This window comes from Aquibacillus rhizosphaerae, from assembly GCF_030282825.1.
GTDB lineage: Bacteria > Bacillota > Bacilli > Bacillales > Amphibacillaceae > Aquibacillus_C > Aquibacillus_C rhizosphaerae.
Genome location: NZ_JASTZU010000012.1, coordinates 34,693 through 50,372, shown reverse-complemented (window position 1 = coordinate 50,372; position 15,680 = coordinate 34,693). Strand labels below are relative to the sequence as shown.

Annotated in this window: 21 protein-coding genes and 1 pseudogene; 4 read left to right on the top strand and 18 right to left on the bottom strand. The window is 34.9% G+C overall.

The features are described from left to right. Window positions 1-364: 364 nt before the first annotated feature. Both QQS35_RS02005 and QQS35_RS02000 read right to left on the bottom strand, forming a co-directional pair. A complete protein-coding gene (locus QQS35_RS02005; protein WP_285930090.1) occupies window positions 365-1,054 on the bottom strand; it encodes a TetR/AcrR family transcriptional regulator in 690 nt (229 codons plus the stop codon). 114 nt (window positions 1,055-1,168) lie between these two features. Continuing rightward, complete coding sequence (locus tag QQS35_RS02000; RefSeq protein ID WP_285930089.1) at window positions 1,169-1,699, bottom strand: PadR family transcriptional regulator; 531 nt, start codon at window positions 1,697-1,699, stop codon at window positions 1,169-1,171. Window positions 1,700-2,098: 399 nt separating this feature from the next. Between QQS35_RS02000 and QQS35_RS01995 the strand changes: the two genes are divergently transcribed. The 3 genes from QQS35_RS01995 (at window position 2,099) to QQS35_RS01985 (ending at window position 4,004) form a co-directional block, all read left to right on the top strand. Then, entirely contained in the window at window positions 2,099-2,860 is a 762-nt protein-coding gene (locus QQS35_RS01995) for an alpha/beta family hydrolase (protein ID WP_285930088.1), read from the top strand. Continuing rightward, window positions 2,857-3,747, top strand: coding sequence for a COX15/CtaA family protein (locus QQS35_RS01990; protein ID WP_285930087.1), 891 nt, complete (start codon window positions 2,857-2,859; stop codon window positions 3,745-3,747). The genes QQS35_RS01995 and QQS35_RS01990 overlap by 4 nt, the downstream gene beginning before the upstream one ends. Window positions 3,748-3,824: 77 nt before the next feature. Next, the gene (locus QQS35_RS01985) at window positions 3,825-4,004 is read left to right on the top strand and encodes a DUF3231 family protein (protein WP_231710642.1); all 180 of its coding nucleotides are present in this window, start codon (window positions 3,825-3,827) and stop codon (window positions 4,002-4,004) included. A 579-nt stretch (window positions 4,005-4,583) separates the two neighbouring features. On the opposite strand, the gene QQS35_RS01980 is transcribed toward QQS35_RS01985, so the two are convergent. The 7 genes from QQS35_RS01980 to QQS35_RS01950 form a co-directional block, all read right to left on the bottom strand. Then, entirely contained in the window at window positions 4,584-4,967 is a 384-nt protein-coding gene (locus tag QQS35_RS01980) for a hypothetical protein (RefSeq protein ID WP_285930086.1), read from the bottom strand. 8 nt (window positions 4,968-4,975) lie between these two features. Beyond that, window positions 4,976-5,329 carry a flagellar protein FliT gene (locus QQS35_RS01975; protein WP_285930085.1) on the bottom strand — a complete coding sequence of 118 codons (354 nt, stop codon included), beginning with the start codon at window positions 5,327-5,329 and terminating at the stop codon, window positions 4,976-4,978. Continuing rightward, window positions 5,329-5,724, bottom strand: coding sequence for a flagellar export chaperone FliS (gene fliS / locus QQS35_RS01970; protein ID WP_285930084.1), 396 nt, complete (start codon window positions 5,722-5,724; stop codon window positions 5,329-5,331). Before fliS ends, QQS35_RS01975 begins: the two co-directional genes overlap by 1 nt. Before the next feature lie 38 nt (window positions 5,725-5,762). Continuing rightward, window positions 5,763-7,292 carry a flagellar hook-associated protein 2 gene (locus QQS35_RS01965; protein WP_285930083.1) on the bottom strand — a complete coding sequence of 510 codons (1,530 nt, stop codon included), beginning with the start codon at window positions 7,290-7,292 and terminating at the stop codon, window positions 5,763-5,765. An 18-nt stretch (window positions 7,293-7,310) separates the two neighbouring features. After that, on the bottom strand, window positions 7,311-7,715 hold the full coding sequence (flaG, locus tag QQS35_RS01960; protein WP_285930082.1) for a flagellar protein FlaG: 405 nt from the start codon (window positions 7,713-7,715) through the stop codon (window positions 7,311-7,313). Window positions 7,716-7,865: 150 nt separating this feature from the next. Continuing rightward, on the bottom strand, window positions 7,866-8,066 hold the full coding sequence (locus tag QQS35_RS01955; protein WP_285930081.1) for a YjfB family protein: 201 nt from the start codon (window positions 8,064-8,066) through the stop codon (window positions 7,866-7,868). Between the two features lie 31 nt (window positions 8,067-8,097). Beyond that, window positions 8,098-8,331: a hypothetical protein gene (locus QQS35_RS01950; RefSeq protein ID WP_285930080.1), complete on the bottom strand. Its 234-nt coding sequence runs from the start codon at window positions 8,329-8,331 to the stop codon at window positions 8,098-8,100. A gap of 209 nt (window positions 8,332-8,540) precedes the next feature. On the opposite strand from QQS35_RS01950, the gene QQS35_RS01945 reads away from it, so the two are divergent. Then, the gene (locus QQS35_RS01945) at window positions 8,541-9,464 is read left to right on the top strand and encodes an endonuclease (protein ID WP_285930079.1); all 924 of its coding nucleotides are present in this window, start codon (window positions 8,541-8,543) and stop codon (window positions 9,462-9,464) included. 43 nt (window positions 9,465-9,507) lie between these two features. On the opposite strand, the pseudogene QQS35_RS01940 reads toward QQS35_RS01945, so the two are convergent. From QQS35_RS01940 to flgM, 9 genes and pseudogenes are all read right to left on the bottom strand, one after another. Then, a pseudogene (locus QQS35_RS01940) lies at window positions 9,508-9,621 on the bottom strand (flagellin); the annotation flags it as partial. A gap of 343 nt (window positions 9,622-9,964) precedes the next feature. Beyond that, window positions 9,965-10,879 (bottom strand): flagellin N-terminal helical domain-containing protein, encoded by a 915-nt coding sequence (locus QQS35_RS01935; protein ID WP_285930078.1) that lies wholly within the window; start codon window positions 10,877-10,879, stop codon window positions 9,965-9,967. Between the two features lie 125 nt (window positions 10,880-11,004). Further along, window positions 11,005-11,235 carry a carbon storage regulator CsrA gene (csrA, locus tag QQS35_RS01930; RefSeq protein ID WP_285930077.1) on the bottom strand — a complete coding sequence of 77 codons (231 nt, stop codon included), beginning with the start codon at window positions 11,233-11,235 and terminating at the stop codon, window positions 11,005-11,007. 2 nt (window positions 11,236-11,237) lie between these two features. Next, window positions 11,238-11,690 carry a flagellar assembly protein FliW gene (gene fliW / locus QQS35_RS01925; RefSeq protein ID WP_285930076.1) on the bottom strand — a complete coding sequence of 151 codons (453 nt, stop codon included), beginning with the start codon at window positions 11,688-11,690 and terminating at the stop codon, window positions 11,238-11,240. Window positions 11,691-11,702: 12 nt separating this feature from the next. Then, window positions 11,703-12,293 (bottom strand): DUF6470 family protein, encoded by a 591-nt coding sequence (locus QQS35_RS01920; RefSeq protein ID WP_285930075.1) that lies wholly within the window; start codon window positions 12,291-12,293, stop codon window positions 11,703-11,705. 76 nt (window positions 12,294-12,369) lie between these two features. Continuing rightward, window positions 12,370-13,296 (bottom strand): flagellar hook-associated protein FlgL, encoded by a 927-nt coding sequence (flgL, locus tag QQS35_RS01915; RefSeq protein ID WP_285930074.1) that lies wholly within the window; start codon window positions 13,294-13,296, stop codon window positions 12,370-12,372. Window positions 13,297-13,306: 10 nt separating this feature from the next. Beyond that, a complete protein-coding gene (flgK, locus tag QQS35_RS01910) occupies window positions 13,307-14,872 on the bottom strand; it encodes a flagellar hook-associated protein FlgK (RefSeq protein WP_285930073.1) in 1,566 nt (521 codons plus the stop codon). A gap of 21 nt (window positions 14,873-14,893) precedes the next feature. Further along, window positions 14,894-15,391: a flagellar protein FlgN gene (locus QQS35_RS01905; RefSeq protein ID WP_285930072.1), complete on the bottom strand. Its 498-nt coding sequence runs from the start codon at window positions 15,389-15,391 to the stop codon at window positions 14,894-14,896. Between the two features lie 15 nt (window positions 15,392-15,406). Continuing rightward, window positions 15,407-15,676 (bottom strand): flagellar biosynthesis anti-sigma factor FlgM, encoded by a 270-nt coding sequence (flgM, locus tag QQS35_RS01900; RefSeq protein ID WP_285930071.1) that lies wholly within the window; start codon window positions 15,674-15,676, stop codon window positions 15,407-15,409. Between the last annotated feature and the right edge of the window lie 4 nt (window positions 15,677-15,680).

Here is a 15,680-nt window from a genome sequence, read left to right as displayed (position 1 = left end):
ACTCTCCTCCTGTTTTGTTAACTCTAATGATATAAGAATCCCTATTCAGATGTTTCTTAATTAGCACTATAATATTCCTGCAATGGTACACTGCGTATTTTGGTAAGATTTTAAAGTGTATTATGTCTTAGGTTAGTTAGATAAAGTGGGTTCATCGAAAGCAGTTAATTGATCATGGGTAGTTTAAAAACTCCGTTACGCCGTTGAGCAACTGAAATGTAATTAAGACATACCGCTACTTATTTAGGTTGAAAGAAAGGAGCATACATTGAGTTTGCCGCTAGTTGGAAAAGAAGTCCACGTCCGGTGCCGGTACTGCAACGCATCTTGCATTTAGGGCACACACTAAAGGAAAGAAACTTTTTTAATGTTTTGTTTCTGGAAGTATTTGTTGTTCTAATATGTGTGCTTTTGCCTCTAGCATCTCTTCCTCTTTCAATAAATGAAACAATCCTTTCATCACAATCTCATCAGGTTTTGATTTTCTCGATTCTTCTGAGATCCGGTCTGTTATGGCAATATAATATTGTGAGTTATTTAGCTCATGAATGCTTTTATAAAGTGCTTCCCAGGCTTTTTCTCTTTTCTCGAAAGATGTAAAGGCTCCCGCTTGATCCATCCCTACGGAAAATGGACGCATTATCTCTTCATCTAAAAGAGGTGTGCTTTTTCCTGATAGAAAATCATTCGCAAGGATGTCAACCTGCCTTACGATGTGTTTACCAAGCTCTTGTGGGGAGATCTGATCCTCATCCTCAGAAGAAGTCATGAGACCTGTGTATGACGTATAAATTGACTGTGTCATCCACATTAAATCCCATTTGTATGGCCCAATATCTTCTCCATATAAATCAATTAAATTTTGTTCCATCCAGCTAAATAATCGTCCTCTCATACGATGTCCTAATCCTTTTAGCTTTTCACTATTTTGAGCGGATTCACTACGCATATGCATTCTCATGTACGATTTATATTCTAATACCCCCTCAAATTGAACTTGAAATTGTTTAGCAAAACGTTCATAAGGTGGCAGGTTACGGTCTAATCCAACCACAAAAGCACGTTCAAAAACAAGTTGCTGATAATGCTCATATATTAAAATACAAAGGTTTATTTACAAAGTAGTGAAATAAAGAAAAAGCAATGGATATAAAAAACGTGTGACTTGTTACTTAATTTCATTGATATACTGCTTTGCCCACTTACACCATTCCAAGTACATTTCAGAATACCTTATTCCATATTCAACTGTTAATATAGTGCCTACGTCTCGTTCTTCTTGATTGTTAAAGTGTTCTTGCCACTTTTTTGTCATACTTAAAATTTTATCTTCTCTCTCTATAACTTCATCTAACAATTTATCAATTTCAACAATCGGTAAAAAAGGAAAAATAGTCGTTTTAATTAAGAAATTATCTTTAATTTTTGCTGGTTTTAAAGGTTCTTCAATTGCCCAGCGTATTAAGTCTTTCTTACCTGTATCTGTAAGAGAGTATACTTTTTTATTTGGTAAAGTTTCTTGAATAACTAATTCGTGATCTATCAAGTTATCGTTTTCCATTTTATGCAATTCTGTATAGATTTGGCTATGAGTCGAACTCCAAAAATAAATCATCTGTTGCTTAAATATTCTCACCACATCATAACCTGTTACTGGTTTTTTTAAAATTATTCCTAATAAAGCATAACGCAAGCTCATAAAACATCAATTCCTTAATATTTGTCTATTTAATGAAATTATAGCATATTAACTTGACCAAAGTATTCATCATTGTTTATTATAACCATAGTTTCATATGTCTAAAAAGACATATATAAGAAAGGGTATATGATTGCTATGCCAAGTTCATATTACACATCGGTGTTTTTTAAATTTACTCTTAGCCTTTTGTGCTATAATTGCTTTTTCGTCTACCTATTTGTACATGTCTTTTCCCGTTGTGTTTATAGTCAAGTTGTTTGGAACTTTACTCTAATTCGAGTTAAATGAGATACTCCTAAAAAAATTCAAGAAAGGGAAATTATTCTTTAATTTCAAATAAGCAGTTGAATATCTACACTCCACTGCCTAATTGAAATTTGGAATAATTCGGTTTTAATGATGAAAAAATTTCTCAACAAAAAAGCGTTATTTATTTCGTTTATCACTATAGGTATAGTAGTAATCTTGAGCTTGTCTTTATTTTTTATATGGACTCAAAATACATATAGTGCGATAGATGCTCATCAAATCGAAATAGAGGAAGTCAAGAATTCAGAGGATGGATGGTATATCTATACAGCGGTAAATGCCGATAAAGGTTTAATACTCTATCCTGGTGCAAAAGTTGAACCTGAAGCGTATGCCTATTTAGCACAAGAGTTATCAAAGCAAAATATTACAGTAGCTATACCCTCAGTTAGATTAAATTTGCCAATTCTAGATGTTTCAAAAGCAAATGAAGTAATAGAGAATGATAATCGAATTGAATGGTATATTGCTGGTCATTCAATGGGAGGAGCAGCAGCGGCTATGTATGCAAATCAATATTTAAACAGAGTAAACGGGCTAATATTACTTGGTGCATATGCAGCAAGTAATGATTTTTTAAGTGAATCCAACTTACCCGTTTTATCTATAAGCGGGTCCGAGGATGGACTAAGTACACCTGAAAAAATTAAAGAAAACAGCTCGAACTTACCACAAAGAACTAAATTCATTGAAATATCAGGTGGTAACCATGCTTATTTTGGTGTATATGGTAGTCAATCCGGTGACAATGAAGCTCAGATCACAGTTAGTGAACAACAAGCAACCATCATAGATTCAATTGTTAATTGGTTGGATAATGTTCATGGCACTAGTCAAGGTGAAACATGAAAAAATTAAAAGCCTATTCAATTATAACAACAATTATTGTGCTATTTGTCCTTTTACAAGGTTCCGTTGTCACCAAAACAAGATCTGGTCAAGGATGCGGAACGACATGGCCGCTTTGCTTTGGAAATGTCATTCCATATAATCCAACGCTAGAAACTATTATTGAGTACACCCATAGGTTAATCTCCAGCGTTGCAGGGATTTTGGTTTTAATATTATCGTTCTGGTCTTGGCGTAAATTGAATTATATTAAAGAAATAAAATTCTTTGCAATTCTAGCTTCGGCTGCTATTATTATTCAAGGTTTAATGGGGGCTGGACAAGTTGTATTTGGACAACCTCCATTAATTATGGCATTACATTTTGGTTTTTCAGCAATTTCTTTAGCAGCCGTATTTACGATTACTTTTTTTACATTTGAAAAACAATTTAATAAGGTCACCGTACAGGTCGGAATACATTTTAAGCGTTTTATCATTGTAATTACTATTTATGCTTATGCTGTTATCTATACAGGTGCATTTGTAAAGCATATGGGGGCGGCTAAAGTTTGTACGGGGTTTCCTTTATGTAATGGAGAATTCGTCTTATTTAGCCAAGGAACTATTGTTTTTGCTCAGATGTTTCATCGTTTAGCAGGCATGGTGTTAACCGTTTTTGTTATAGTGTTTGTTTTTTGGGTAATAAAACTTTATAAGCATCAACGTCTATTATTAAGTCTCAGTTTTGTTAGTTTATCACTAATATTTTTACAGATTTTAAGTGGAGTAGGAATGGTATTAACTTATAATCAAAACTTAACGATTGGAATTATCCATGCACTAGTAATCTCTATTTTGTTTTCTCTATTCACCTATATCGTTGTCATAACAAGAAGGATTAAGTAATATTTTTTAATCGTAATTATATAAGTGGATAATGTGTCTATAACTAATTCAACCGCAGAAGTATTTTCTGATACGGGATGTTAACCGCTTCAGGGACGGGAGATTATGCAACCGCCACTGCCACCAGTCAAAGAAGTGATTTGATATTAAATTATGAAAGATTTTCCCTTGAGATTGCACAGTATGCAAAAGATATTGTAGATTTAATGATTCAAAATGAATGGCTCGAACAAACAACCGCCTGGGACTATGGATAAAGTAAAGTTAATAAAACAAAAAAAGCAAAATTAAATTTAGTGAACGAAACAATTGGCAGGGCGTCAAATATTCCCATATATTTGTATTTTTTGATAAGCTAAAAAAAATGTAAGCTACCTTTCTCATAGTACGATGTGATTTTAGATGTTCTAATTAGTATTCTTCAATGCTTAGGTTAACGATGGCCTTCTTTAATATTGACTTTACCCAAGATGTCTTCCTCTTAATTGAGAATGCAAGCTTCATCACCAATAAAATTAAGTTTGAGATTAAGCTGACAAGAGAATTCACAGAATATCCCTCCACATCGAATTGTAGTGTTGGTGACTAACACTATAATTAATCTTCACTTGTCTAACTGATTTTACTCGATACAGAATATTGTTTGTTACTAAATTACTGCCGTTAATTTAGTACATTCTTTAAATAAGTCAGCTAAAAAATGAAGAACTTTACTGAACAGTAATAGTCTACTACGCAACAGATAGAGTTCAATCATCTAGTACTAATATTATATATACAATTACTCTCACAAACCAAAAACATCCCTCAACTCTAAAAAAGTTGGGGATGTCCTATTAATGAACAATATAAGGTTTTAAAAATTGTTCCATGTTATTTTTCCAACTATCAAAAGCTGGTACAACTTGATTCGTTAACAGCTGTTGTTTAGCTAGATTTGAATCAAAAGTAAACCATTTAGTTAGCTGCTCGATGATTTGTTTACATTCTTCAACTAATTCCGTAATTTCACCGTTATCAGTAAAAATTACTAGCATCTGACTATGTGCTTTGTGTAATTGCTCAAAGCCAGCTAACAAATCATTGAATACTTGATCTACTTGTGGTGGAACTTCTTCTATTAGGTTTTGCTCTAAATAGATAAGACCTTCATGCATTCCTGTTAGCAATTCATTATAATCCTTGAGCATTTGATACTGTGCATCGGTTAGTTCTGTCAAATAAACACCTATTTCTTATGATCCATAAACATACCATCAAAGTTTGATAAGCTTTTATAAGGATTCATGTATTTATTGTTAGAGTCTTTTTTCTTCTTAACCGTCGCCATGTCGGTTTTCACCTGATTGAATAGTTCACCCAAATTTTGTTGAATTTCTTCATTTATTGGCAACAAGCGCTTTCCAACTACTTTTTCTTCCTCTGTATAAGGAGGTTTTATTTCATTTAGTAATACTTGGCGTTCTTTTAACAAACTATTTACTTTATCAATTTTTTCTTGTCTCTCTTCATCAGGTATCTTACTTGTGACTAATTCTTGTAACTTAACCGTCACATCATATAAACTATTCAATCGGTTCATTAGAAATTAGCACCCTGCCCATACTGCTTTTGACGTGATAGCTTAATAACCTCTTTCCATGTATCACGGAACTCAGTTACTAATCCTTCCACTTCTTCTAGTATTGCTGAATCATTTTTTAAGTTGGCTTCCATCAGCTGACGATTAATATAATCATACAATGGCATCATTTCTTTTGCTATATCTGTATCTTGGTCTAGTGTAACCATTAATTCTTGAATTATTTTTTGCGCTTTTTGAATGGTTGTATTTTTCAATTCATAATTTTCTTGTTCTATACTACGCTTGGATTGTTTAATAAATTTAAGACACCCGTTATATAGCATTAATGTTAACTCACCGGGTGAAGCTGTGGTTACCGAATTGGTTTTATATGCTTGGTATTGATTGATCATAAGCTATGAACACTCCTTTTAAAGCTTAGCTAACTCATTTAATAACTAAATTGTTGCATTAAATAATTAGATTGGCTATTCATTTGCTGAATTGCTTTTTCCATCTCAGTGAATTGTTTCCAGTAACGATTTTCTATTTGAACTAATCTCTTTTCAAAATCCGAGATACGATCATCTAATGAATCAAGATTTCTTCCAAGTGTATATTGTTGTTGCGTTGAAGTTGTTTTACCTGCTCGTGATTGAATGTTTTTCATTGTTGAACTAATCGAATCTTCTAGACGGTTCATAACACCGCGTCCTGAACCCTTCACATCGTTAGAAAAAAGCTTATGAACAGAATTTGGATCTTCTCTTAATGCCTGCTTTAGTTTATCTTCATTTACTTCTAATTTACCTCTATCCAAATAATTAGCAGTTGTCTTTATACCTATTTGGGTCAAATGCGTTAAACTACTCGAATTGTCGACCTCTCCGTACCAATTCTGTCTCATTGAATTCAATCCGGAAGAAAGGATACTTTCACCTTTTAAGGTTCCGCTCTTTGCTTTTTCTTCCCACTGCTCAATTTCATCTTCAGACATCGCTTTCCTTTGTTCCGCAGTAAGTGGTTTAAAATCACGGAAACGTTCTTCATTAAGATAACCATTTACTTTTTCAATTGTTTCATTATATTGATTGACGAATTCCATAATCTTGTCGAAAGATGCATCAACATTGTTATCAACGTTAATTGTTGTAGGAGTACCATTTGTTTTGCTTGTGAAATTAAATGTTACATCATTTAATGTATAGGAATTATTCTTAGATGTAAGAGCAATTCCATTATACTTAAATTCCGCATTAGTTCCTCCTGATTCACCAGCCGTATCAAACTGAAGTAGACCAGTAAAAAAAGTAGAAGTTCCTACATCTTCAAAACCAATTTCCGGACCTGTGGCATTAAAATTTCCAGTCTTTGTTCTTTCTAAGAAAACTTTATCACTCTGTGGATCATAGGAAGCCCGAACTTCATTATTAGTCTCTGTACTAATTTTCTTGAGAATGTTACTTAACGAATCGTCAGGACCATATGTTATTTCTTTTTTAACTTCTTCACCAGCTTCATTAAAAAATGAAATATTGAACGAGCCAGCTTCTGTTATGCTACCATTAGCAAAAGTTTGTTCGCTCAATTTACCATTTTGATCTATTTTTGTAGCACCAGATATGCCAGCCTGACTAACATTAATAGCAGATGATGCCAAACTATCTACTTCTATGTTATATGAACCATTAGAAGAATTTGCTGTTGCTGTTGCTGTTACTGCATTAGAGTTAGAAGAAGTAGTTGATTTAGAATTGTAAGTTTTTTGTAATTTCATATCTAGTATTTTACTATCTAGATCATGAAGTAATTTGTTGACATCGCGAAATGAATCTCTTTTCCACTCCGTCCACGTTTTATCTTGTTCCATTTTATCTAACGGCAATCGTTCTACAGCCATTAACTCTTTCACCATGGAATCTGTATCCATTCCTGAAGCAAGGCCAGTTATTCGATTGGAAGTATTTACACTATAAACCATAATCTACGCACCCTTCGATTAAACTTTTTCATCAACGATAAACCCCATTAATTCTGCCATCGACGCATAAACATCTAGTAGCTTTTTCGAGGGGATTTCTTTTACAACTTCTTTCGTTTCCGAGTCTATTAATGTTACATAGTACTTTTCTAGCTTTTCATGAAATTCAAATTTAAGATTTGTATAAGTAGGTTCCATAAATTTGTTTAAGCTATCAACTAAAGACTTTATCTCTTGTTTATTCAATTCGTCACTGTACAGATTTAAATTTTCGACATCTTTTGACTCTGATGTTTTATTCACTTCTATTGCTTCTGGATTGACGGATCGTTCTCTTGCGGATGTAGGAAACTCGATGTTTTCTGCTCTTTGCAGGAGTTGGGATCCTGATATTATTTTCCCAACAGTCATGGCTTTTGCCATCCCCTCTTATTTAGTTTCTTTTTATATCGGAACAATCCAACATTTTATGAAGTAAATATACTATTTTTTAAAGAGCAAATTCAGATTATTAAAGATTTTACAGAAAATATAAAAAAGATCACTTGAATTACAAGTAATCTTCTTAAATGATTAGCCCTTTATATCTATATTACTACCCAGATGAGGTTGAGCTACCTGTTGTAATGTTTGTGCATTCGCTCCGCCCATCATCTCATTAAGGAAGTCAGCACTTCCTTGCGACTGATTCATTACCTTCTTCATGACAGATAAAGAAGCTTGCTGCTTAACTTGTCCTTGACTTAATGCCATCGACATTTGTGCTACATCCATATTCTCAACACTGCCTTTCTAACTCAATTGATTACAGTCTGTAACTGTTTTCGAGTGAATAAATCTCATCCTTTAAATCACTTAATTGCAAATTCAACTTATTAATTTCTTCGTATGTAAGCTTACAGTTATTTATTGCGTACTCGGCAATATGTTTCATCTCGTGAAGCTTTTCGTCAATTCTATCTAATATACGAGACTGTTGCTTACTCCACTCAAGTTGTTCCTCAAGGAATTTCCTGTGGTCTAATAAATCCTTATCCATATTGGTGCTTCCTGTAAGAAAGATATTTATATCTTTTAGGTTAACAAAAAACATTCAATACTACTAGTCCTGTCAACAGTATAGTTGATAATTTCTTAAAGTCTTACTACCTCTAAAAGATCAACAATTAAGTATCAATATTATTGTTCAACTATATGATATAATAGAACGTACGTTTTTATATCTGATAAGAAGAAAGGAGCATTAACTTGATAAATAAGTACTCCTCAGATTTCATGGCTAAAATGATTGGAAAGCTCCTTGGTGACGGATGTATTACTAAGCAAAATGGTAGAAAACCGCGGTTTTACTTTTCTCACACAATTAGAGATAAAGAATGGGCAATCTATTGTCATAATCAACTCAAACAGGATATCCCACTAAATGATGCTAAATACCGAAAGATTACAGATAATAGATTGGTTCAGTCTTATTCAGAGCGTTATGAAATTCTTTCTAGAACAGATAACATAATAACGTTGCTAGAAAATAAATGGTATGAAAACCGAATTAAAAAGGTTCCTTTCACGCTACTTGAAAAGTACTTTAATACCATATCCTTAGCATGGTGGTACCAGGACGATGGTTCGTTAAAATTGAAAAATAATATTCCCAGGAAAATTATTTTATCAACGGAATGCTTTACACCCGAAGAAAATATAAAACTAGTACTACTGTTAAAACGTTTATACCAATTAGAGTTTTCACTGGATAAACAAAATAGGTTAATTATTTATACTGCTTCACAAATACATTATTTTTTATCTTTAGTTCAGCCTTACCTACAACCATGTATGTTTCGTAAAAACATTCAACTAACTAAGCTAATGTATATTCCGAACGGTTCTAGAAGAACTACGATACATTTACCTTCTCATTTTACTCTACACAAGCCTACACAAGATATTAATAAAAGTTTAGAAAAATTAACTATAATTATCAATCTGTATAAAAACGAAAAATTCTACCCAACCATATACAACAAATTTTGGGAGGAGCAAAAGAATATTCCTGCAAAAAAGACTTACCAAATTGTCATTACAGAAACTAATTTAAGTCTGCTCTATCATTTAAAGGAGTTAACTGGCTTTAATTTCAGTCAACTTTGCCATTTTGCATTTTGGATAAAATAAAAGAGAAGACCCTCGAAAGGACCTTCTCTTGAATATATTAATATTACTGAAGTAATTGTAATACTCCCTGAGGTAACTGGTTTGCTTGAGCAAGCATTGCTTGAGATGCTTGTCCAAGAATTGAATTCTTAGTTTGGTTCATCATTTCTTTCGCCATCGTGCGAACATTTACTTTCATAAATGACTAGACTATATCTTCACCCTCTAGTTATCTAGTAAGGGTCGGGCACTTCGGATTCACAATGTTGAACCCCATTGTTTCACCTACGGATTTCATCACCATAGCTTTCGCCTTAGATGGTTTATCCTAGTCGTTGAACCTTCTCCACTCTTTCAAGACAGGAGCTTGGCTGCTGATTGCCCAATCTCTTCTTTTTTTAAACCCTCACGCTTGTCGTTTCCAACTACGTTGTGGTAAGAAAAGTTTCAGGGGTTTCCAGCAATTCACCCGATTGTAATCTCTAGCCGTTACCAGCTAGGACGACTGTGACTATTCCTGCTTATGCAGCAGCTAAGTCATAATCTACGTCACGGATACGAGATTCCGCAGCAGTTAGGTTTTCAGAAGATGTACCTAAGTTATTAATTGTGTGATCTAAACGGTTTTGAGTAGCACCTAGTTTAGAACGCTCAGCAGATACTGTTTCGATAGCATCGTTGATAGTTGTAATAGCTGCATCAGCTGTACCTTGTGAAGATATGTCAATACCAATTGCACCTTTTGTGTTAGCGTCAAATTGTGTTTCTGCTTCTAACACAAGTGCACCAGCATCATAATACCCTGCAGCAGTTCCATCACCAGCTCCAGGTGCACTTTCAGCTACCTCAGCTTGAAAAGTACCCAATACTGTAGTACCATCTTGTCCAATTATTGTTGATCCATCTGTTGCATCTGCAGTATAAACAGTACCAACTTCTAATGCATCAGAACGCATATCGTTTACTGCGATAGAAAGATTTTGACCTTCATTAGCACCAATATGGAAAGTAGCAGTAAATTCACCATCAAGTAAAGTCTTAGTGTTAAACTCTGTGTTATCACCAATTCTACTGATTTCTGAAGCAAGTTCATTAACTTCTTTTTGTAGTTCATTACGATCAGAGTCAGTATTTGTATCGTTGGCAGATTGTGTTGCTAATTCACGCATACGTTGTAGGATGTCGTGTGTTTCGTTTAAAGCACCCTCAGCTGTTTGTAGTAATGAATTTGCATCTTGAGCATTCGTAGAAGCTTGATCCAAACCTCTAATTTGTCCACGCATTTTCTCTGAAATTGCAAGACCTGCTGCATCGTCCTTTGCACCATTAATACGAAGACCTGAAGATAATTTCTCCATTGAAGATTGTTGTGCATTTTGTGCACTACCTAATTGACGGTGTGTGTTAAGTGCTGCGATATTGTGATTAATTCTCATTATAATTTCCTCCTTGAGTTATGTTGTATTCCCACATCCATGTGGTTTTCACTAAAGTACTAAAGCGGCCGTCTTTAGTACTGTTTAGCTTTACATATATAATATCGGAGGAATGTTTCAGATGTTTAATCTTTTTTTGAATTATTTTTAATTAATTTAAATAAATCTGTCGAAACACCTGCTGCTTCACTGTTTTGCTGTTGAATATCTAAATAAATTTCCATCCTGTGAATATCGATATTTTTCGGCGCATCAATGCCTAACTTAATCTGATCACCATCAATTCCAAGTACTTTAACCTGAATATCATCGCCTATTTTAATAGCCTCATTAAGTCTTCTTGTTAACACTAACATGATTAATCCTCCTTAACCTGGGAGGTTAGTTTTTTTGAAAAAATTGATTCTTTTGTTGATAAGTCTTTGATGTTTGTAATGTATTGTTTTGCAATTCGCTTATTTTGATTAATAATTAATGGTGCTTGTAAATTGGCTGTACTTGATACAAATGGATCCTTAAGCGATACAATTGCTAGTACTTGAACATCCTTTTCAGCTTCAATTTCTAATAAATCTAATGTTGCTTGATCAATATCAAATTCATAATCTAAAACAAAGTGATACGGATTAACTACAATAAACGCAAGTTCTGACTCAATAGTCGATTGCATTACATTAAATATCGGATTATCTTCTAATGGTAATAAAATAAACTGCTTTTCTTCGATAAAGCCAGGAATTCCCTGTGGGAATGTAATTACATCGTTCTCGTTTACTTCAACTTCTCCAAAATACTTTGTATGTATATGCATAATTCACCCTTCTTATATATTCATTTCAAAATTAATGCCGTAGTGCTTTAAATTGGCAAAATCGATATCTAAATGATTCTTTTGTTTTAAACTTACATCAACAGTACCGGGTTGATAGCTCGTTACTGGTTTTTGTGCTCTTGTATCAATTGTAGGCTTCCTTGCAGTATAGTTAATATTAACGTCCGATGGTTTATATTCGATTTTCACCGAACCCGCTGAAGGAATCCAACCAATGTTAAATTGTTTAGGAGCATCTTGGCTATTTTCTTTCGCTTGTCTAGCTATAGGATTGCCAGCCTGTTCAATTTTCATAAGTTCTACACCTTGTCTAACAATCCGTGCAGTAGCCTGATGAACTGCTTGTTTACCTTTTTGCGCTGCTTCATCCGTCATTCTAGACACATGTTTTATTCCCATATCTGCCCATGCTTCTGTTTGATCAATGGAAAGCCTAGATGGGCTAGTATTTATCGATAACTCACCCTTTGGCTGGGTTATTGACTGCACTGCTTGTGGTTGCCGTATCGTTTGTTGAGCCCTCGTCTGGTTGATTTGTATTTGTGCGTTTTGTGATTGTAGTCTTATTTGCGGGAACTGCAAGGTGAATCCCCCTTTATTCAATATTGTGTATAGTAAAAAGCCTTGCCACAACTATATGTGACAAGTGCTTCTTTTGTTACCTTAGGAAATCTAACAAAGATGGTTGAATAACTTTCCCACCTGCACTTAGTGCGGCGCGGTGGACACTTTCTTGTGAAGTTAATTTAATTATTACTTCTTCTAAATTAGCATCTTCATTATCAGACATCATTCTTGTTGCAGAAATCCCTTGACTTTCTAGCCGATCTTCAATTAATTCTAAGCGATTCATTCTTGCACCTAAATCCGCTCGTTCGTTAACAACATTATCAATATTTTTATCAATTGTTCCAATATGAGAATCTAAATCCTCATCTGGTGCATCCGACTTTAATGCAGCTGAAAAAGCTTCAATGTCTTTAAATAAGTTGTTATCCACATCCCCACCAAATACACTTGTAGGATTAATATTAACATTCAATTTGGTTCCACTTGAAACTTCAATTTCAACAGGGTTTTCATTCGTAGAAATAGTTACGACATTACCATCAGCATCAACAGTTACTGGTTTTGCTAGATTACCAGCTGCATCCTCTGTGCCTGTCGTACTTGTCCCATTAAAAATATGCTTACCATTTACTTTCGTATTTGCTATTTCGATTAAATGCTCTTTCAATTGATCTACTTCTTTGGCAATATTATTTCGTTGTCCTTCTTCATAAGTACCGTTACTTGCTTGAACTGCCAACTCACGAAGACGTTGCAGTGCTTGAGTCGTTTCATCTAATGCAGAATCTGAATTATCCATCCAGTTATGCACTTCACTGATATTTCTTTGGTATTGTTCCACATTTACTACTTGAGAACGATAGTTCATGCCTTTCATTGCAACCACAGGATCGTCTGAAGGCTTATTAATCTTTTTTCCTGTAGAAAGCTGGTCCATGTATTTATCAAGGTTATTGTAACTATTACTTAAATTACGCAACATATTGTTTGATAACATACTTTGAGTTACACGCATCGTTTCTTACCTACCTTCCTACTAATCCCATGTTATTAATTACTCGGTCGAGCATTTCATCAATTGCTGTCATATTTCTTGCTGCTGCATTGTACGCATGTTGAAACTTAATCATGTTCGTCATCTCTTCATCCAATGATACAGCACTTACTGATGATCGATTTTCTTCGACTTGTTGGCGAAGTATACTGGAGTTGTTAGCCATTCGTGCAGCTTCTTGAGAAACAACACCCATGTCACCGATGGCTGATTGATAAAAGCTCTTTACTGACGTTTTATTACCTAAGCCTACATCTAGATTGTTCATAGCTTCCGCTAACAATACAGCATTTGAACCGTCTCCACTACCACTATCTGCAGCTGCTGCGGCAATTTTATCTTTATCATCGATGATATCTTGAGTGACAGCCATCGTTGCTGCCGCTCTTCCATCCGCACCAATCTCAAAAAAGTCATAGCTGTCATCATCAGCAAGGTTTTCACCTTGGTTATGAATGGTATTAAACTCTGCCACAAATTTTTCAGCCATTAAATCAAGGTCACCGAGCATCTTGTTGTAATAACCATCAACAGTTGTTTCGCCTGTAGCTGCATTTTCTACCACATAACCATTCATTTCAATTAATGCTTTTAATTCCCCACTAGAGCCAAACGCACTTGCAGCAACTGGCTGCGCTCCATCTACTGTTGCTGGATCTTGACCCTCTGACAGTTCTGCTGGATTATAAAAAGTAAGGTTATCTGCATTATTGTCATCATCATAACTGACATGCATATGATTAACGGTACCTTGAAGTCCATCCACTAGCGTTATGCCTTTTTCATCTCCACTACCATTTAATGTTACAGTAGCTTTTCCCATTGCAATGTCGCTTGGTTGCCCGGTACTATCATCATATTTAACACTAATATTAGCAATCGTTGATAGACTATCTATTAAACGATCACGCTCGTCATATAAATCATTTGGTACGTGACCATGTGGCTCTACGTCACCGATTTGTTTATTTAAGTTGTTAATTTGATCAACGATGGAATTGAATTCAGTTGTTGTTACATCTATTTGACCTTTTAAGTCACCTCGGACCTGTTCAAGCGAGCCCGATAAATAATTGAATGTCTCTGCCACTGCCATACCACGTTGTCTAACTACAGAACGTGCACCAGAATCTTCCGGGTTAACAGATAAATCCTGGAGACTTTGCCAAAATTGGTCCATTGATTTAGATAAACCATCTTCTGATGGTTCATTCATAATCGATTCCATTTGGCTCATAGCCTCTGCTCTTGATTCATAGTACCCCATTTTACTATTCTCATTTCGGTACTGTACATCTAAAAATTTATCACGAATTCGCTCAACTGATCCCGCTTCTACACCACTACCAATCTGCGAATTAACCCTCTCTGTATTACGAGCACCGGTTAATGTGGAAACTTGTTCAAAGTTGACACGTTGTCTTGAGTAACCTTCCGTATTGGCATTGGACATATTGTGTGATGTTGTATATAGAGCTGCTTGTTGCGTACTTAAAGCACGCTTGGCAACTTCAAGTCCATGAAATGTTGATGACATGCGTTGCTACCTCCTTCTCGCCTAAGCCTTCGAATCAAACACCGAGCGTTTCGTGCCTTGATCTGCTCGTTTTTGTGCTTGATTACCGTAGTTTATATTTTTAATCGTTGGAGCAATCATGTCCAATGATAGTTGTATGAATTGCAAGGACTGTTTTGTTAAGTCCTTGTTTAACTGTTCTTGTTGTTTTAGTTGGACTAACATTTGTGCAAGCTTTGTCGTAACCTTTTCCAACGAATCTTTTTCAGAGCCTTGCAAATGGTTGTCTAGCATAACAGACACCGTAGTTGTTGTAGCGTCTAGGCCTTGTGCTTCAGACCAAACACCAATCATTTCGATACGCTTCTCTTCTAATTGGTTAATCGCTTTGGCATGCTTGCGCTCCTGTACTAACAAATCCTGCAGTAACTCCATATTGCCTTTTTTTAAGGCATCCGTTTTACTTTTAGAAATCGTTAATAAACTTTCATGAAGCTGTGTCATATTCGTTAGTATCTCGACAATGGGTTGAACGGACATCTTGCGTCCTCCTTCTTATCCTTGGCTATTCCAGAAATTCAGCATTTTCTTTGCTGTTGTTTGTGGATCTACCTTATATTGACCAGACTGTACCGACTGCTTAATTTCATCCACATGCTTTTGGCGAAGCGCACTTGGGTTATCTGAACCTTGTAATTGTTTCGCTTGATCAGATATTTGCAGGTTATCTTCCTTTGATTGCATGTCTTTTTTAATTTCCGCTTGTTTGTTTAATTGTTTTTGATATGGATTAAAATTAGAGTTGTTAGGACCTTGTATTTTCAAGATC